The sequence below is a fragment of the Mesorhizobium sp. M0633 genome (genome assembly GCF_040320645.1).
GTDB lineage: Bacteria > Pseudomonadota > Alphaproteobacteria > Rhizobiales > Rhizobiaceae > Mesorhizobium.
In genome coordinates, this window is sequence record NZ_JAMYQC010000005.1 from 175,124 (window position 1) to 193,283 (window position 18,160).

Here is an 18,160-nt window from a genome sequence, read left to right on the forward strand (position 1 = left end):
TCCGTCGGCAAGCCAAGCAGAGCGGGGGACTGGTGGACGTCGTTGAACTAAGGACTGGCGGGATCCCGCAAGTTTCCTCCGCCGATCTGATGCAGGCGTTGCCTGTGGCCGTCTACACCACCGACAAACAAGGCTACATCACCTTCTTCAACGAAGCCGCTGCCGATCTCTGGGGATATCGTCCGGTTATCGGCCAGGATCGCTGGTGCGGGTCATGGAAGCTTCGCCACCTCGACGGGCGACCGATGACGCATGACGAGTGTCCAATGGCCGTTGCCTTGCTCGAGGAGCGGGACGTTCGTGGGGGCCAAGCCATCGCCGAGCGGCCGGACGGCCAACTCATCCCGTTCAGTGCGCATCCGGTCCTGCTTCGCAATGAAGCCGGCGAGGTTGTCGGTGCCATCAACACCCTGCTCGACCTGCGCATGCAGACGCTGGCCGACGACGCCGGCATAAGGCTCGCCGCCATCGTCGAATCCTCGATGGACGCCATCGTGTCCAAAGACTTGAACGGCATTATCACCAGCTGGAACGACGCGGCACAACGCCTGTTCGGCTATACGCCCGCCGAGGCGATCGGGCGCCCGGTGACGATCCTCATCCCGCCCGACCACCTGGATGAGGAAGCCATGATCATCAGCCGCATTCGCGCCGGCGAACGGATTCCTTCATACGAGACTATCCGGCAGCGCAAGGACGGCACCCTGGTTCCGGTTTCGCTCACCATCTCGCCGATACGCGACGGCATCGGACGTATCATCGGCGCCTCCAAGATCGCGCGCGACATCAGCCCCCACAAGGAAAGCGAACGGCGCATCCGCACACTCATGCGCGAAGTCAACCATCGCGTTAAAAACCAGTATTCGGTGATCGTCTCGATGATCCGCGAGACCAGCAAGCTGGCGGGTACGCCAGAGGCCTTCCTTTCACGGGTCCGGGAACGCATCATGGCCCTTTCGGAATCGCACGACCTCCTGGTCGATGCGGAATGGCGTGGCGCGACCATCGGCGAATTGATCCATGCACAGACCAAGGCCTTCGCGACACAGGCCCGTCTGTCGATGAGCGGGCCGACGATCATGCTGCAGCCGAACGCGGTGCAATATCTCGGCATCGCCTTTCACGAGCTGGCCACCAATTCGGTTAAGCACGGAGCGCTGTCGCACCATGACGGACGGGTCGAGGTCGAATGGACCGTGACCCCAGCCGCCGATGGCAGCGACGGCTTCCGCCTTGTCTGGCGGGAACTGGACGGACCATTGGTGGATGAAAACACGCGACGCGGTTTCGGAACGGTTGTGCTCAAACGCGTCACGCCGCAGGCGCTCAGCGGCACCGGCCGCCTGGAATTCGCCAGGCACGGCATCACCTGGACGCTGGAAGCGCCGCTGCGCTTCGTTCAGATGTCGATGGCTGGCATCGCGGCTGATTGAAGGCCCGCTACACCGGCCGCGGCTTGGCGGCCGTGTGGCAACGCAATCCCTTTGGTAGCAATCAGGAGGAGCAGCGATGAGTTGGCTGGGCACCTGGCGGAATCAGTACGGGTCGGTCGTCGAACTGACCACCGAAGAGGGCGGACGGATCAGCGGAACCTTCAGGACGGCGCTGGAGGACAGCGCCTTCTTCGGCATGACCGTGCCGCTGTTCGGAGCCTGCCATGGAGACGTCATCGGCTTCGCCTGCGCGGCCGAAGGGCGGGTCGGAGCCGCGGCGGTGAGCTATACCGGCATCCTCAGGAACGGGAAGCTGGAGATGCTGTGGCACACCGTTGCGGATGCCGCTTTGTCGGCGGAAAAGGAAGGTGCCCCGGCCCGAGCCAGGAAACTGCCCGCCTGGCGCGCCTTTGGAACCAGCCTCGACAGTTTTGAACGCGTCTCCTGACGTGTCGGGCCCGCCGCCGCGGCATTCAGCTCGCAAGTGAGGCAGCAGGGTTCCCGCGGTGCATCGGAACTCCCGCTGACGATGGCGCGTTAGCCAGGACATGCGCTGTTCGTTACGGGGTCGACCCAATGAGCGTGCTTTATCGCGCAGCGAAAATCGCCGAACAGGCTCATGCCGGGCAGACGGACAAGACAGGGCGGCCTTATATCGAACATTGTCGCCGGGTCGTCGATGCCGTCGAAACGCTCGACCAGAAAGCCATCGCCTATCTTCACGACGTCATCGAAAAAGGCGACGGCTGGAACCGCGACCGGCTTGAGGCGGCCGGGTTCGGGCCGTCCATCGTGTCTGCCGTCGACGCCATGACGCGGCTGCCGAACGAGGACGATGCCGCTTTCGTTCGCAGGGCCGCGGCCAACCCGCTGGCATTGCCGGTCAAGCGCGCCGATCTCGCCGACAATCTATGGCAGGCACGGCAGATCGGTGCCTCGACAGCGAATACGAAGACGGCTTGCGCATTCTCAGGGAAGAGTTCGCGAGCTGACGGACAGCTGGCGGCTGTCGCCGATGTGGGTCTACTCGGTGACGTGCGGCGTGTGCCGCTTGTCTTCCGCGGGATCGGCGTCGATCCGCGCCCTGCCGGGATCGAACGCACCATGGCGGGCGATCGCCAATGCCGGGGTGTCGGGCGTCTCGTAGGCCCACATGAAGTCTTCTGCCGACGAACCGACCGCATGAACACGCCAATAGCTTGCCGTGCCCTTCAGCGGGCTGTGGCTCGTCGTGTTCGTCTTCTCCAAGAGGTCGAAATAGATGTCCTCGAAGGGAATGTAGAAGACAGGATCATGACCGTCTTCGTAGAGCAGCTTTGCCCGCTCGCTCGACGCAATAATGGCGTCGGAGAACCGAACGGTTACGGTTCCATCGAACGGGACAATCCTGAGCGGGCCTGGCCGGGGGGCGGAATTTGCGGCTAAGGGCTGCATTCGACTTCTCCGTTGACTGCGCTGCCTTCCCGAAACGTGTTGTTGCCCGTCAGGGTTCCAGACCGCGGGCGCGCCGAGGCCGGGTGGTGGAACGGTTTTGCAAGGTCGTCGTTGTTTCAGACCTCCGCACGCGCCATAATCGCAATGGCCGCCACTCGCCGACTCAACAGCAAATGGACCACATGCTGGATCGATCGCCTACCCTCCCAAGGTCGCTTGGCGCTGCGCTGCGAAGGGAAGTGCCGCGGTTTGCGGCACCCGGCAATGAAATTTCATGCACTACGGTCGCATCCTACAATGTGCATAAATGCGTCGGCACCGACGGCAGGTTCGATCCGGAGCGGGTCGCAGCCGTGGTCAAGGAACTCGATGCCGATATCATTGCTTTGCAGGAGGCCGACGAAAGAACCGGAAGCAGGCAGGGATTGCTGGATCTCGCGGCGCTCGAGCGGGACAGCGACCTCGTCCCCACCCATGTCCCGGAAAACCGCCGCAGCCATGGCTGGCACGGAAATCTGATCCTGGCACGCCGCGGCGTGGTCGAAAGCGTGAACCAGATCCGGCTGCCCGGCCTGGAGCCGCGCGGCGCGGTCATCGCGGACCTGGAGCTGAAGGGCGTCTCGCTCAGGATCATAGCCGCGCATTTCGGCTTGCTGCGGCGCTCGCGCTCGCAGCAAGCCAACGCACTTGTCGAAGCCACGCACCCGGTTCTGCGGCCAACAATCCTGCTTGGCGACCTCAACGAATGGCGCGTCCGCAACAGGTCTTCGCTGCTGGCCCTGCTGCCGCATTTCGGTCCGATCGATGCGGTTCTGCCGAGTTTTCCGTCGCGCTTTCCGCTGTTTGCGCTCGACCGCATCCTGGCCAGGCCGCCGCACCTGATTTCCAGCATCGAGGTGCACAAGACGCCGCTGGCGCAGCGGGCTTCCGATCATCTGCCGATCAAGGCCCGGCTGAACCTGGACGCGATACGGCAGCCGCGACTGCAACCAGAATGAACCTGAAGGGTTGTTAGTCAGATTTCAGACGGTTTGCTTCGCTGATGTTTGTCGGTGCACTTTATGGATACAGCCATTTCGCGGTTTGCCCGGGACAAGATCGCTGCCGGCAATAGCGGGCTGGTGCTGATCGCCGACAATTATGACGCGTTTGCCGCACGAATCCTTGCCGCGCGCAGTGCCACCAGCAGCCTCGACCTGATGTACTATCTCTGGCACGACGACCATAGCGGCCGGCTGCTGATGCAGGAGGTCGTCAAGGCGGCGGAGCGCGGTGTCCGCGTCCGCATGCTGCTGGACGATATAAATCCGCGCAACAGCGACGCCGCTTACCTGGCGCTCAACAGCTACAAGAACATCGAGCTGAGGCTGTTCAACCCCAGCGGCATGAGGAACGGCAGCATCTTTCGCTCGCTGGAGATGGTCGCCCGGCTGTTTGCGATGACCCGCCGCATGCACAACAAGGCCTGGATCGCCGACGGGAGCCTGGCCATCGTCGGAGGAAGAAATATCGGCGATGCCTATTTCGACGCCGCGGAGACAAATTTCCGTGATCTCGACCTGTTGCTTCTCGGTCCTGCCGTTGGGCAGACGATGCAGATCTTCGAGGCGTTCTGGAATTGCGAGGCGGCAAAGCCGATCCAGCTGCTCAACCCGGCTGCGGTGGGCTCGCGCGCCGATTTCCTCGATAATCTCGATGCGTCGATGGACGGCCAGCTTTTGAACAGCCTCAGTGCCTGGCGCACGATCACGGAGTTCATTGCGGCGCATAACGAGGTCTGCTGGACGAAAGGCGTTCGCGTCATTTCCGATCCGCCGGAAAAGGTGCGCGGCAAGCGGCGCAGGAACTGGCTGACCAAAGAGCTGCTTCCCGCTATCGCGGCGACCAGGCAGCGCCTCGAAATTGTCTCGCCCTATTTCATCCCCGGCCGCACCGGGTTGGCCATCCTGTCGAAGCTGGTGGATCGTGGCGCCGAGGTTGCAATCCTCACCAACTCGCTCGCCGCGACGGACGTCGCCGCCGTGCACGGCGCCTATGCCAAATACCGCCGCAAGCTACTTAAAAAAGGTGTCCAGCTTTTCGAATTGCAACCCTTCAACCGCCAGGCCAACATCTCCGTTTTCGGCTCAAAGGGAGCCAGCCTCCATACCAAGGCCTTTACGGTCGACGACACGCTGGGGTTTGTCGGTTCCTTCAATTTCGATCCGCGTTCGGTGTCGTTGAATGCGGAAATGGGCGTGCTTTTCCACGATGCCAATCTGGTGATGGAGTTGCGCCGGCTGTTCGAGCACGAAAAGTCACCGCAGACGAGCTATCAGCTGGTCCTGGACAAAGGCGCCCTGCGGTGGCTCGGCATGGCGGATGGCGAGATGCGGCAATGTTCGCGTGAACCGGAGGCCAGTCTCTATCGGCGCATCGTTGCAGCGTTGGTTGGCTGCCTGCCGATCGAATCGCAATTATAGAAGCGACGGATTTGTCGGAACGCAACTCTTTGTCGGAACGGAAATGCGGGACCACGAGTTGTAACCGTTGTCCGGAGCATGCCGATGAAGACCACGATATACAGTTTTCTTGCCGAGCTCTTGCCGTTCTGGATGGCGCATAAACGCAAAATGCGCGCCGACCGCGCCGCTGAGCGGCCGACACGACCGGCTGCTGCCGATGACGATGGTCGGCCGACAAGCGATCCGAATCGAGCAACACCGGCGCGTCGGCGCAACACGTCTTAGGGCGGGATGCTTTCAAATTAGATCCCGCTCCAACTGTCTGGTTAGACGCAATTCCGCGACGCCAAGTGATTCCATTTGGCTGCAGAAGCTCCAGTTCCTAAGCGATCACGCTATCGTCAAATATCGCTACCCGAAATCCGGCGTTGCCAAGCATCCATTTTGCAACACGTACGTTAATGTGCACTACAGGGTTGCCGCTATAGGTGAGCGCCATGAGCGACAGTGCGATAGAATTCTTGCAGGACTGGATCCACGAAAACGTTCATGTGCCGCCGCCTCCGATCAAGCTTGAAAGGGAGGCGGAAATCCTCGCCAGGGAATGCAAGGAAGAGGCGGCCGACGCCGGCGTACCCATCGAAGACATCGAGGAAGAGGTTGGCGACCTCAAGGATCTGCTCGTCGCCAAGCTCGAAGACGCAGCCGAGGACGAGGCCCGGCAACTCAACGGCCACGGCCAAAAGATTTCTACGTCGGCGGCCGAGCAAAAGCCGGCCCCGTAAGGCCGGTCCGAGCGCAGGCAAGGCATCACGAGGTGCGCCGCTTCGGCCTATTGTCCGATCAGCGTCAGCCCGAATAGGATCATCAGCCAAAACCCGGCAGCAGCGACCGCAAGACGCGGCAGGACGCCGTCGCTGGCCAGATGCATGAACAGGATGGCGATGACGGCGGTCTTGGCCGCGGCGATCACCAGATTGAGTGCCGAATTGAAGCCGCCGAGCGCGAGGAAGGACGAGCCGACGGTCAGGGCCAGCAAGGCTAAAAGCCCGATATAAGCAAGCGTGAGTTTGCGGAACTCGCTCATCTGTTGATCAGATAGAGGACGGGGAACAGGAAGACCCAGACGACATCGACGAAATGCCAATAGAGGCCGATTGCCTGCACGCGCCGGAACCGGCTGGCCTCGATCGTGCGTGGCCACAGCGCAAGGATGCCGCCGATGACGATTACGCCGCAAATCAGATGCAAGGCGTGCAGTGACGTCATCGCGAAATAGAGGCCGAAGAAGAATTCGGCATGAACAGGATCCGGGCCCTTATAGATGAAAGGTGCGCCGAGCACCGGCGCCAGCCCTTCGCCGAATTCCCTGGCGTACTCCGTCGCCTTGATCGCCAGGAAGACGACGCCGAGCAGCGCCGTCGCAGCCAATGCCCAGCCAGCGGCGCGCCATCGCCGCGCGGCCGTGTACATATGGGCGAGCGCCATAGCGAAACTGCTGGTGATCAGGACGACGGTGTTGGCGGTGCCCAATGGCAGCGACAGATGCTTCGCCGCGCCGGCGAAGGCGTCGCCGTAACTCAACCTGGCAAACATGAAGACGAGCAGGATGGCGCCGAACAGCATCACCTCGGAGCCGATGAACACCCACATGGCAAAGCTGTCGGCTGCCGTTTCGCGAGCCGGCCGGTCGAAGGCGATGCTTGTCGTCGGTGACTTCAAACCAGATCCTCCACCGGGTCCGACCGTTTCTCGGTCAGGCCTTTCATCGGATAGTCGTAGGCTGGTCTGGTGACGGTCGGCATGCGATCGAAATTATGCGCTGGCGGCGGCGAGCTTGTTTGCCATTCCAACCCGGTCGCTCGCCACGGATTGGCCGGCGCCTGCGCGCCTCGAAACAGCGACCATGCCAAGTAGAGGAGCGGCATCAGATAGCCGATCGCCAGCACCACGGCGCCTGCCGACGACAGAATGTGCCAGAAAGCGAATTCCGGCGGATAGGTATGGTAGCGCCGCGGCATGCCCAGAAAGCCGAGCACATATTGCGGAAAAAAGGTCAGGTTGAAGCCGATGAAGGTCACAGCCGCGGCTATACGGCCCCAAACCTCCGAATACATTCGGCCGGTGAGTTTCGGCCACCAGAAATGCAGCCCTGCCATGTAGGCGGTCACCATGCCGCCTACCATGATGTAGTGGAAATGGGCGACGACGAAATAGGTGTCGTGAACGTGGACGTCGATGGCGAGCGCGGCAAGGAAAAGGCCGGCCAGCCCGCCGAAGGTGAACAATGCCAGGAAGAACAGCGCATAAAGCATCGGCGTCTCGAAGCTGATTTCGCCCTTGCGCAGCGTCAGGCTCCAGTTGAAGACCTTTATCGCCGATGGGATCGCGACGCAGAAGGACAGGAACGAAAACACCACGCCGGCATAGGCCGACTGCCCGCTGACGAACATGTGGTGGCCCCAGACGAGAAAGCCGAAGACGGCGATCGCCATCGAAGCCAGGGCGACGGCCTTGTAGCCGAACAGCGGCCGGCGGCTAAAGCAAGGCAGCACTTCCGAGACCACTCCCATGCCTGGCAGGATCATGATGTAGACGGCGGGGTGCGAGTAGAACCAGAACAGATGCTGGAACAGCAGCGGATCGCCGCCGAGGTCGGGATTGAAGATGCCGATGCCGAAGACGCGCTCCAGCACGATGAGGATCAGCGATGCTGCAAGCACCGGCGTCGCCAGCACCATCACCAGGCTGGTGGCGTACAGGGTCCAGACGAAGATCGGCAGCCGGAACCAGGTGAGGCCAGGCTCTCGCAAGGTGTGGACGGTGACGATGAAATTGATGCCGGTCATGATCGTCGAAAAGCCGACGATGAAAACGCCGAATGCCGCGGTCGAGACAAACCCGTTGGCATAGAGCGTCGACAGCGGCGTGTAGAAGGTCCAGCCGGTGTCGACGCCGCCCAAAACCACCGAGGCGAGCGCGAACAGGCTGCCGAACATGAAGACGTACCAGCTTGCCAGGTTGAGCCGGGGAAAGGCGAGGTCGCGCGCGCCGATCATCAGCGGCAGCAGGAAATTGCCGAGCGTAGCCGGGATCGACGGCACCAGGAAGAACCACACCATGATGATGCCGTGCAGCGAAAACAGCCGGTTGTAGACATCGTCGGAGACCAGGTCGCCGGCCGGCGTCGCAAGCTCGATGCGCATCAGCACGGCAAAGGTTCCGCCGAGGAAGAAGAAGGCCGTCAGCGAGACGAAATAGAGCCACGCCACCCGTTTGTGGTCTGTTGTCAGCAGCCAGGAGCGCGGCCCGGCACCTTCTGCGAGATAGCTTGCCGACGCCAAATCGCTGCTCATTGCGGCGCCTCGTTTTTTGCCGCCGGGAACGAGGGAGATTGGAGCGATAGGGATTTGAGATAGGCCATCAGCATCTGCAGTTCGGCTTCGTCAACGAGACCGTCGAAGCTCGGCATCACCGGCTGGTAGCCGGCGGCGATTTCCTTGTTCGGGACAAGGATCGAATCGCGCAGATAGCGTTCGTCGGCGATGACCGTCTGCCGGTTGGCCAACGCCACCGGCTGGCCGAAAACCCCATCGAGGCCGGGCGCCCGCACCTTGCTGAAATTGCCGTGACAGCCGGAGCAGCCGAGCGCGCGGAACAGTTTCCCGCCGCTCGTGGCAAGGCTTTCGCCTTCACCTTGACTGCCGAGCCATGATGCATATTGCTCCGGCGCCAGCACCGTCACCCAGCCGCCCATCTCGGAATGCTGCGTGCCGCAATATTCGGCGCAGAACAGGTGATAACGCCCCGGCTGCGTGGCGATGAACCAGACATTGGCCGTGCGTCCGGGAACGGCATCCTGCTTGACCCGAAAGGCTGGCACGTAGAAGGAGTGGATGACGTCCTGTGATGCCAGCGACACCACCACCGCCTTGCCGACCGGCACGTGCAGCTCGTTGATCTCGCGCTGGCCGCCGGGATGGCGGAATTCCCACATCCATTGCTTGCCGAGGCCGGCGATCTCGACGGCGTCCGGTGGCGGACGGTCGCGCCGGACAAAAAGGACTGCGCCCCAGCCGAAGAAGATGAAGGCGATCACCAGGCTGGCAATGGTCCACGTCATCTCCAGCGGCAGGCTGCGGGCACGCGCCCCGGTACGGTCGGCTGCGGAGCCGATACGATATTTGACGGCGTAGCCGACAACGAGAACGGTCAGGAACAGGCCGAGCGCGCCTGCGAAAGCCAGCAATGTGTAGAACAAGGCATCGACGCTGCCTGCGATGGACGAGGCTTCCTGCGGGAAAAACCGGATGCCGAAGCTCACGCCCGCCTCCCGCGCGCCAGCAGTATGGCCGTCGCCAACCCCACCACCATCACGATGCTGGCGAGCTTCAACGCAGCCCAGATCGCCGGCGTATATCGCCCCTTGGACGCATCGAAGCCGGCGCAGAGCAGGAAGACATGATCGGCGATCGAGCCGAGCCTGCCGGAAGATGCCTCGACGAGGGCAAGCTCAAGATCGCGCGGCGTGAAGCTCAGCGCCGGCAGCACCTGCGCTATCCGGCCTTTTGGCGTCAGCGCGATGACCGCGATCGGATGGGCGAATTGGTCGATCCGGGCGCGGGTGTCGAAACTGATGCCGGCTTCCGCGGCAAGGGCGCCGCCGGCGCCGTCGGCACTGGTCAGGAACCGCCACGCCGACAGGTTCCTCGCGTCGGCCGCCGCGGCGACCGTGGCTTGCGCATCGCCCGCATCTTCGGGCGTGTCGGCGGCATCGATCGAGACGAACAAAGCGCGATAGGTGTCGGGGTCGAGCGAGGTCTTTTTCAAATCCGAGGCGACCGCCTGTTGGGTCACACCACAAAGGTTCGGGCATTTGTCGTAGCCGAAAATCAGCAGCGCCGGCCGGCCGGCAAGCATTTGGCCGATCGTGCGCTGCTCGCCGGACGCATCGCGAAACACCCGGTTGAGGCTGAGCTGCGCGCCGATCTCGGGATCGAAGGCCGGGCGTGCGAAGGCCATGGCCGGCAGTGCCGCGAGAAGGGAAAAAGCGGTTAGCCAGGCCTTCACGGCCGGCCTCCCTGGGCTGGCGCGGTCCGGCAGCGAGCGGCCTGTGGCGCGCGTGGTATCTCGGCCTCGACCAATCCGCAGTCGGCGCCGGCGGCCGGCGCCGGCTGCCCCCAGTTCGGCAAACCATGGCTGACGATCGCCCACATGGCGTCCTCGATCGGAATGCGGGCAATGCCGGCGGTGCGGTCGACCCAGCCGACCTTGTTCAGCTCCTGCTCCTCCGCCTTGCGGAAGGCAGCGAGGTCGTCTTCTGGAAAGCGCTGCAAGGCTGGACTGGCCCGGTTGCCGACCGATGATGGCCCCGGCAGCGGCCCGAACGGCCTGGTGTCGAAGACGAGCCCGAGGACGATGACTGTTGCGGCCAGGAGCAGCAGCAGGCCGGCCGCGAAGGCAAGCAGCGCGCCCGGCCAGACGTCGCGCGTTTCGGGATGGCGGGCTGCCCTAGCCATGGACCGGCCTCCGGCACCAGAGGGCGATCCGGTCCGGCCGGCCAAGCACGAAAAGCAGCAGCGCAAGCCAGAGGCCGCCAGCTCCTGCCAGCGCGGCAAGATCGTACCAGAATGCGATCACATTGCCGTCCGCCAACGGCGGTCTGATCCGCCAAAGGACATCGACGTAGTGGCCAGCCAGCACGATGCCGCAGATCGACAGCAGGCCGGCATGGCTGCGCTTCAGATCCCGGCTGAGCAGCCCGGCAAAGGGGACCGCGAATTGCAGCGCAATCAGCAGCCAGAGCAGATACTGCCAGCCATTGCTGCTGCGGATGAGGTACCAACGGATCTCGTTTGGCAGGTCGCCGCCCCAGGTCACCAGCCATTGCATGAACGACAGGTAGGTCCACAGCAGCACGAAGCCGAACAGCATGTTGGCCAAATCCTCGCTGAGCGCGACATCCTCCTCGCCGCCCGCCATGACCTCGATCGAGCGGTTAACACACAGTACCGTCATCGCAGGGCGTAAGCGCCGACGACTTCGGCCGACGCTTCCAGCAACGCATAGATGGTCGAGGAGAACTCCGGCTCCAGCGAGAGCATCCAGTCGATGGCAAAAATCGTCACAGCCAGCCCATGCGCAATCAATCCAGCGGCATAGGCCTTGCCGCGGCCGGCGCTGCCACGACCGCTATCGGTCGTTGTCCAGTCGAGCACGCGCCACGCCAGCACCAGCCAGATCGCGGCGCAGGCGGCAAAGCGCAGCAAAAAGAACGGAACGTTCAGATAAGAGAATTTCTGGCGCACCGTCTCGGGCAATGCAGCCGCGTCGGCACTCGCCCAGGGAACGACCAGGTCGAGCCTGAGCAGAACCGGCAGCAGCAGAAGCAGCGCCAGCGGCAGCGTCGCGACGAGAGCGCGCAGCGGCTGGCGGATTGCCTCGCCCCAGCGGCCGCCGGTCAGCCCATGCACCATCAGGATGGTCAGCGCGCCGAGCGGCAGGCCGAGCAGGAAGAGCGCCGCAGGCAGCCAGCCGGCCAACATGGCTCTGAAGTCGAAGGCCAATCCCGTGGCGCAAAGCACAAGTCCGACGGCGGCCACGGCAAGCGCCGGCAAAATCAAACGTTCGGTGGCAAGCCGCATCATCGCCCGCATCGTCGATCCGGCTCCGCATTGAGCTCGGCACGCAGGCTTTCCGGCAGCTCGGCAATTGGTGCATCGCGCGAATATTGCAGGGCGCGGATATAGGCGACGATCGCCCAGCGGTCGGCAGGCGGGACACGCGCCGCGTAGGAATACATGGCGCCATAGCCGTTGCTGATGACGTCGTAGAAATGCCTGTCGCTCGCCTTGCGCAACGCGTGCTGGTGATAGGTCGGCGGCGCCGGAAAGCCCCGCTCGACGATCATGCCGTGGCCGTCGCCGGCGCGGCCGTGGCAAGGCGAACAGAAGATGTCGAAGCGTTGCTGGCCTCGCCGCAGCAGCATCATCGTGACCGGATAGGGAAAAGTGTCGGGTACCGGCGAAAGATCGGCATCGCGTGCGACCGTGTCCTCGACCGGCGCCCGCGCCGACATGCCGTCGGCGAACTGGTTGCTGCTTTCGAGCGGATCGTAGCGCGGCTGGTCCTCCATGTCCTGCCGGCAGCCGGCGACCAGCAAGGCTGCCGACAGCAGGATCGTGCGCATGTTCACGCCTCCACCTCCTCGACGGTTTCGGCGCCGAGCCGTGTCAGCTGGCCCTTGGTCACGCCCTTGCGGAACTTCGGATCGGCGGCCTCGACGAGCAGATAGAACTTGCCGCCGCGCGCATAGGTGAAGCTCGTGGCGTTGAAGACCGGGTGGTAATATTCGGGCAGGCGATTGGCGGCCAGCATGCCGAAGAATGCGGCCAGCGCAGCGCCAAGTATCGCGGCCTCGAAGGCGATGACGAGAAAGGCCGGCCAGGAATGCAGCGGCCGGCCGCCGACATTGAGCGGAAAATCGATCTCGACCGAATAGAGGATCAGGCCATAGACAAACACCGCGCCGACGATGGCGCCGCCAAGGATGGTCCATGGCAAGCGCGTCTTGCGCATGCCGAGCATGTCGGCCAGCCCATGCACATGGAACGGCGAGAACGCGTCCATGCGCCGGTAGCCGCGCGCCCGCATGGTGCGGACCGCCTCGGTCAGCGCTTCGGGATCGGCGAAAGCCGCAATGACGCCGTAAAGGCTCATCTTGCGCCGCCCCTCTCCCCGGCCAGCTCCTCGACCTCGAAAATGGTGATGGCCGGCAGGACGCGGATGAACAGGAAGACCAATGCGAAGAAGGTGCCGATCGAGCCGAACAGGATGCCGAAGTCGAGCCATCTCAGTGATTGTTCGCCCCAGGACGACGGCAGGTAATCGCGGCTTGGCCCGGTGACGACGATGACGTAGCGCTCGATCCACATGCCGACATTGATGATCAGGGCAATGGCGAACAGCACTGGCATGTTGAGGCGCACCCGCCGGAACCAGAGCAATTGCAAAACAGCGCCGTTGCAGGCGAGCATGGTCCAGAACAGCGGCGCATAGGGTCCGAAGGCGCGCTGCCACATCATCGTGCGCTCATAGGTTTCGCCCGAATACCAGGCGAAGAAAGCCTCGGAGGCATAGCCGTAGATGACGATCATGCCGGCGGCGATCATCAGCTTGGCGGCATTGTCCATGTGCCGCAGCGTGATCAGATCCTGGACCGAAAACGCCCAGCGCAGCGGGATGGCGATGGTAAGCACCATGGCGAAGCCGGACAGCAGCGCGCCGGCAACGAAATAGGGAGGAAAGATAGTCGAATGGAAGCCCGGCGTGATGGCGAAGGTGAAGTCGAGCGAGACGATCGAATGCACCGAGACGACCAGCGGCGTGGCCAGTGCCGCCATCAGGAAATAGACCGTCTGGTAGCGCGCCCAATGAAAGGCCGAACCGCGCCAGCCGAGCGCCAGTATCCCGTAGAACAGCTGCGCCGGGCGCGATTTCGCCCGGTCGCGCAGGACGGCGAGATCGGGCAGCAGGCCCATATACCAGAACATCAGCGAAACGCTGGCATAGGTGGCGATCGCCGCGAAATCCCAGACCAGTGGGCTGCGCCATTGCGGCCAATGCATATGCGTGTTGGGTAGCGGCAGCAGCCAGTAGAAGAACCACGGGCGGCCGAGATGCAGGATCGGGAAAAGCCCCGCCATTGCCACGGCAAACAGCGTCATCGCCTCGGCAAAGCGGTTGATCGAGGCGCGCCATGGTTGGCGCAGAAGCAGAAGCACCGCCGAGATCAGCGTGCCGGCATGGCCGATGCCAATCCACCAGACGAAATTGCCAATCATCGTGCCCCAGACAACCGGAATGTTGACGCCATAGGCGCCAACGCCGACCGAGATCAGATAGGTAATCGAATAGAGAAAGATGAGGACGAAGACGAAGCAGGCGAAAAACGCGGTCCAGAAATAGCGCGGCAGCCTGCCGTCGAGGACGATCGCACTGATACGGCCGCTGATCTCCGGAAGGTCGTGCCGGCCGCGCAGAACGGGCAGTGCGCCCGGTTTTCCAGCAATAGCCTCAGCCATCGGCTTTCCCGCCTGGCGAGAGACGGCCGTTGATATTCCTGATCTTGCCGAGATAGGTGGTGCGGGGTCGCGTGTTGAGGTCCTCGAGCAAGGCGTAGTGTTGCGGCGCTGCTTTTTCCTGCACGACAGCGGCGCCCTTGCTGTTGAGGTCCCCGAAAACGATCGCCTGTGTCGGGCAGGCCTGCTGACAGGCGGTCACCACTTCGCCGTCGGCGATGTGGCGGTTTTCGATCTGCGCCTTGATGCGTTTTTCGGAAATGCGCTGGACGCAGTAGGTGCATTTTTCCATCACACCGCGCGAACGGACGCTGACGTCTGGATTGTGCGCGGCCTGTTCCGGTCCGGCCGCATCCTTGTCGAATTCCTGGAAGTCCAGGAAGTTGAAGCGCCGCACCTTGTAGGGGCAGTTCTGCGAGCAGTAGCGCGTGCCGATGCAGCGGTTGTAGACCTGCGCGTTCAGCCCGTCATGGGTGTGGGTGGTGGCGTTGACCGGACAGACGACCTCGCACGGCGCCTTCTCGCAATGCATGCAAGGCACCGGCTGGAAAAAGACGTCGGGATCGTCGAGCGGGCCGGAGTAGTAGCGGTCGATCCGCAGCCAATGCATCTCATGGCCGAGTGCCGATTCGTCCGGCCCGACGGTGGCGATGTTGTTTTCCGCCTGGCAGGCAGAAACGCAAGCCATGCAGCCGATGCATGCCGACTGGTCGATCGACATGCCCCAGGCTTCCTGGCTGTATTGCCAGTCGGGATAGAGCGATCCGGTTGGCGCGGGCGGGGCGCCGTCGCGCACGAAGTGTGGATTTTTGCGGAAGGCCTCGAGCGAGGCATGGCGAACGATCGCCCTGCCCTCCATCGCCTGATGGTGTTGCGTGGTGATGACCCGCGCACTGCCGTCCCGCGGCGCGACCGTGGCGCCATAGACGATCCAGGGAGCCTCGAGGCTTCGCAGCCTGTACGCGTCGTGGCCGTCGGCGAGTGCTGCCACCGAACCGAGCTTCCGGTCGAAGCCCAGAGCAAGTGTCACGGTCTCGTCGGGATGGCCAGGCATGATCCAGACCGGCGCATCGATGTCCGTGCCGTTCGAGGCGATATTGACGACCCGGGCGTTTTCCACCTGAAGCCGCCCCGCCGTCGCTGGCGATATCAGCGCTGCATTGCCCCAGACGATCTTGCTCAGTGGCCGCGGCAATTCCTGCAGCCAGGACGAGTTGGCATTGCGTCCGTCGCGCAGCCAGGGATCGGCGACGAAACGGATTTCGACGCCTTTGGCCGCTTCGACGCGCGGGTTCAGGCCGCGCAAATCCGCCGGCATCGCAACATCGACTGGAGTGCTGGCACTTCCGGATACAAAGCCGTCGCGAAGCGCCTTTCGCCACGCGGGATCGTCCAGTGCTTGCGCCCAAGTCGTTTGTGCCCATGTCCGGCGGACGAGCGGCAGCGCAGAAACAGCGAATTCACCGCCAAGCACGGCCAGGATTTCATGCACCGCCCGCCCCTGGTAAAGCGACCTGATCAGCGGCTGCACGATCGACGCGGTTCCGTCATGGGCGCGCAGGTCACTCCAGCTTTCGAGATCATGCGCAGCAGGGACATGCCAGTGTGCGGCGAAGGCGGTTTCGTCGCGGTAGAGACCCCAGTGGACAAGAAGCTTCAGCTGCGAAAACACGTCGCGGACATCGAACCCCGCAGGTGCGGTGTGGAGAGGATTGGCGCCGAGTATGACAACGGTGTCGATATCTCGCGCGCCGATCGCCTGGCAAAGTGCAGCGAGGTCGCCCTCGATGGGCATCGCGTCGGGCGGCTCGATCAGTTCCACGGTGTTGCCAAGCGCACCAAGCCGCGCATTCATGGCAAGAGCCGCGGCATGGACGAACGGTGTTTGATGGACGCCCGGCACGATCAGCGCCGAGCGGCCGGCCGCCTTCAGATCGTCCGCAGTGGCAGCCAGCCAGGCCGGGTCCAGTGCCAAGGCGCTTGGCGCCGCTTCGCCGCCAAGCACCGCGCTCAGCGCCGCGGCGACGGCTTCGACCTCGCTCGGCCGCACCGGCCTGCGGTGATCGGCGGCAGCGCCGGTGATCGTCGGCGTCGATTCCACCGCATAGACCCGGCTCATCGTATCGTCCGCCCGGCGCACGCGACGCCGCGCGGCAAAGTCACGGGCGTAAGCGAGACGGCCGGGGCCCTCGCCCAGGAAATCCGCGTCGAGACTGACAATCGCGTCGGCGCGATCGAACCGGTAGACCGGTGCAAGCGCCCTGCCGAAAAGGGTCTGCGTGGCTTCGGCGCCGGACGGCGTTGCCAGGGGATCGTGCTGGAACAGCCTCAGCCTGGGGTAGCGCGCGCGCAGCGCCTCGAGCTGCGCCTTCATGGTGGGCGAGGTCGTCGCCTCGATCAGCAGCGCCGCGCCGGCACCGCCTGAGCCGGCCAGCCGCGAGGTGAGCTCGGCCATGTCGGCAAGGAAGTCGCCATAGGCCGCCGGTTCGCCGTGTTTCAGCGGCATGCGCGAGCGATCGGGGTCGAAAAGCGACAGCACCGCCGCCTGCATGATGGCGTCCGTCGCACCGCGCGAGGCCGGATGGTCGGGATTGCCTTCCACCTTGGTCGGCCGGCCCTCATGGCTTTCGACCACCGCACCGATACCGTAGCCATCGCTCGAAAGCGTGGTCGCGTAATAAAGCGGCTTGCCGGGAACGATGTTTTCCGGCTGGCGGATATAAGGCAGGATGTCTTCGGCCCGGCTGCAGGCGGCAAGCCCGGCCAGCGTCAGCGATGCACCCATCAGCTTCAGCAGCGTGCGCCGGTCGAGCCGCGGGATGCGCTCGGCGATCGAGGGAAATTCGGCATCGACGAAGCGGCGGAATTCCGGCGTATCGGCGAGCTCGTCGAGGCTTCGCCACAGCTCCGGGCCGGGCGAAAGCCGTTCGCGCAGGCCGGCCATGTCTGGAGCCGCGATCGGTTTGTCAGCGGTGGCAGACATAACAGTCGGTCATGGTCTCGGGGTGGATATCGAGAAGGCTGATGAGTGACCGGCGGATTTCGGCGATGCCGGCCGGTGGCTTCCAGTGCCTCAGGAACACGTCCTCCGGCGGACGCAAATTAGGCTCGGGATCGCGATGGCATGCCAGGCACCATTCCATCGATAGTGCGTGCGCCCGCCGCATCAGCGGCATGTCGTCGACCTCGCCATGGCACGTCTCGCAGGCGACGCCTTTAGCGATATGGATCGAATGATTGAAATAGACGAAGTCGGGGACACTGTTCACCCGCTGCCACTGCAATGGCTGCCCGGAAGCAAGGCTTGCCCGTATCGGCGCCAGCATGTCCACGTTGGTGAACAGCTGCGAATGGCAGGTCATGCACACCTCGGTCGCCGGCAGACCCGCCGATGACGAAGTCTCGGCGCCGCTATGGCAATAACGGCAATCGAGGCCGAGCTCGCCGACATGGTGCCTGTGGCTGAACGGCACTGGTTGCGCCAACGGCCGGCCAACGCCGGTGACGAAGTCCGAACGCAAGACGGCGGTACCGCCGAGAGCCGCAAAGATCGCCATGAAACACGCGCCCCACAGAGCGAAGCGTGAAATGCCGTTGGCACTCCTTGAAAAGACCTGCGGCATCCCCTCGCCGATTTCGCATCCAGCAAACCGTATTCACCCCCCAAAGTGCCTAACTAAGGCTGCGTGGGTAAGTTCCGGCTGGAGCAGCGGAGATCACAGAATGGTTACCCCGCCCTGGCCCATCAGGTCGGGGTGACCGGAAACCA

Annotated in this window: 19 protein-coding genes and 1 pseudogene; 6 read left to right on the top strand and 14 right to left on the bottom strand. The window is 63.5% G+C overall.

Annotation, left to right across the window (positions count from 1 at the left end; translation table 11 throughout):
• The first annotated feature begins 32 nt into the window (after window positions 1-32).
• From NKI47_RS07340 to NKI47_RS07350, 3 genes and pseudogenes are all read left to right on the top strand, one after another.
• Window positions 33-1,433: a PAS domain-containing HWE histidine kinase family protein gene (locus tag NKI47_RS07340; RefSeq protein WP_352588794.1), complete on the top strand. Its 1,401-nt coding sequence runs from the start codon at window positions 33-35 to the stop codon at window positions 1,431-1,433.
• A gap of 76 nt (window positions 1,434-1,509) precedes the next feature.
• Window positions 1,510-1,881: an avidin/streptavidin family protein gene (locus NKI47_RS07345; protein ID WP_352588797.1), complete on the top strand. Its 372-nt coding sequence runs from the start codon at window positions 1,510-1,512 to the stop codon at window positions 1,879-1,881.
• Window positions 1,882-2,009: 128 nt separating this feature from the next.
• Window positions 2,010-2,425: pseudogene (locus NKI47_RS07350) on the top strand (HD domain-containing protein).
• 31 nt (window positions 2,426-2,456) lie between these two features.
• Here the strand turns inward: NKI47_RS07350 and NKI47_RS07355 are convergent.
• The gene (locus NKI47_RS07355; protein ID WP_352588800.1) at window positions 2,457-2,867 is read right to left on the bottom strand and encodes a DUF427 domain-containing protein; all 411 of its coding nucleotides are present in this window, start codon (window positions 2,865-2,867) and stop codon (window positions 2,457-2,459) included.
• 182 nt (window positions 2,868-3,049) lie between these two features.
• On the opposite strand from NKI47_RS07355, the gene NKI47_RS07360 reads away from it, so the two are divergent.
• From NKI47_RS07360 to NKI47_RS07370, 3 genes are all read left to right on the top strand, one after another.
• A complete protein-coding gene (locus tag NKI47_RS07360; protein WP_502897026.1) occupies window positions 3,050-3,865 on the top strand; it encodes an endonuclease/exonuclease/phosphatase family protein in 816 nt (271 codons plus the stop codon).
• Window positions 3,866-3,928: 63 nt separating this feature from the next.
• Complete coding sequence (locus tag NKI47_RS07365) at window positions 3,929-5,329, top strand: phospholipase D family protein (RefSeq protein ID WP_352588806.1); 1,401 nt, start codon at window positions 3,929-3,931, stop codon at window positions 5,327-5,329.
• A gap of 479 nt (window positions 5,330-5,808) precedes the next feature.
• On the top strand, window positions 5,809-6,096 hold the full coding sequence (locus tag NKI47_RS07370; protein ID WP_352588809.1) for a hypothetical protein: 288 nt from the start codon (window positions 5,809-5,811) through the stop codon (window positions 6,094-6,096).
• 47 nt (window positions 6,097-6,143) lie between these two features.
• Here the strand turns inward: NKI47_RS07370 and NKI47_RS07375 are convergent, their stop codons facing one another.
• From NKI47_RS07375 to NKI47_RS07435, 13 genes are read right to left on the bottom strand one after another with little or no spacing between them, the layout of a single operon-like run.
• Window positions 6,144-6,398, bottom strand: coding sequence for a cytochrome C oxidase subunit IV family protein (locus NKI47_RS07375; protein ID WP_023677081.1), 255 nt, complete (start codon window positions 6,396-6,398; stop codon window positions 6,144-6,146).
• Entirely contained in the window at window positions 6,395-7,033 is a 639-nt protein-coding gene (locus NKI47_RS07380; RefSeq protein ID WP_352588812.1) for a cytochrome c oxidase subunit 3, read from the bottom strand. Before NKI47_RS07380 ends, NKI47_RS07375 begins: the two co-directional genes overlap by 4 nt.
• The gene (ctaD, locus tag NKI47_RS07385) at window positions 7,030-8,667 is read right to left on the bottom strand and encodes a cytochrome c oxidase subunit I (RefSeq protein ID WP_352588815.1); all 1,638 of its coding nucleotides are present in this window, start codon (window positions 8,665-8,667) and stop codon (window positions 7,030-7,032) included. Before ctaD ends, NKI47_RS07380 begins: the two co-directional genes overlap by 4 nt.
• Window positions 8,664-9,635, bottom strand: a complete 972-nt coding sequence (gene coxB, locus NKI47_RS07390; protein WP_352588818.1) for a cytochrome c oxidase subunit II — start codon at window positions 9,633-9,635, stop codon at window positions 8,664-8,666. The genes ctaD and coxB overlap by 4 nt, the downstream gene beginning before the upstream one ends.
• On the bottom strand, window positions 9,632-10,381 hold the full coding sequence (locus NKI47_RS07395; protein WP_352577676.1) for an SCO family protein: 750 nt from the start codon (window positions 10,379-10,381) through the stop codon (window positions 9,632-9,634). Before NKI47_RS07395 ends, coxB begins: the two co-directional genes overlap by 4 nt.
• Window positions 10,378-10,830, bottom strand: a complete 453-nt coding sequence (locus NKI47_RS07400; protein WP_352588821.1) for a hypothetical protein — start codon at window positions 10,828-10,830, stop codon at window positions 10,378-10,380. Before NKI47_RS07400 ends, NKI47_RS07395 begins: the two co-directional genes overlap by 4 nt.
• Entirely contained in the window at window positions 10,823-11,329 is a 507-nt protein-coding gene (locus NKI47_RS07405; RefSeq protein ID WP_352588824.1) for a hypothetical protein, read from the bottom strand. Before NKI47_RS07405 ends, NKI47_RS07400 begins: the two co-directional genes overlap by 8 nt.
• Window positions 11,326-11,958 (bottom strand): hypothetical protein, encoded by a 633-nt coding sequence (locus NKI47_RS07410; RefSeq protein ID WP_352588827.1) that lies wholly within the window; start codon window positions 11,956-11,958, stop codon window positions 11,326-11,328. Before NKI47_RS07410 ends, NKI47_RS07405 begins: the two co-directional genes overlap by 4 nt.
• On the bottom strand, window positions 11,955-12,500 hold the full coding sequence (locus tag NKI47_RS07415) for a c-type cytochrome (protein ID WP_352588965.1): 546 nt from the start codon (window positions 12,498-12,500) through the stop codon (window positions 11,955-11,957). Before NKI47_RS07415 ends, NKI47_RS07410 begins: the two co-directional genes overlap by 4 nt.
• Before the next feature lie 2 nt (window positions 12,501-12,502).
• On the bottom strand, window positions 12,503-13,030 hold the full coding sequence (locus NKI47_RS07420) for a DUF3341 domain-containing protein (RefSeq protein ID WP_023677089.1): 528 nt from the start codon (window positions 13,028-13,030) through the stop codon (window positions 12,503-12,505).
• Complete coding sequence (gene nrfD, locus NKI47_RS07425) at window positions 13,027-14,394, bottom strand: NrfD/PsrC family molybdoenzyme membrane anchor subunit (protein ID WP_023677090.1); 1,368 nt, start codon at window positions 14,392-14,394, stop codon at window positions 13,027-13,029. Before nrfD ends, NKI47_RS07420 begins: the two co-directional genes overlap by 4 nt.
• Window positions 14,387-17,374, bottom strand: coding sequence for a TAT-variant-translocated molybdopterin oxidoreductase (locus tag NKI47_RS07430; RefSeq protein WP_352588830.1), 2,988 nt, complete (start codon window positions 17,372-17,374; stop codon window positions 14,387-14,389). The genes nrfD and NKI47_RS07430 overlap by 8 nt, the downstream gene beginning before the upstream one ends.
• Window positions 17,358-18,014 carry a cytochrome c3 family protein gene (locus NKI47_RS07435; protein ID WP_502898027.1) on the bottom strand — a complete coding sequence of 219 codons (657 nt, stop codon included), beginning with the start codon at window positions 18,012-18,014 and terminating at the stop codon, window positions 17,358-17,360. The genes NKI47_RS07430 and NKI47_RS07435 overlap by 17 nt, the downstream gene beginning before the upstream one ends.
• Window positions 18,015-18,160 lie beyond the last annotated feature (146 nt).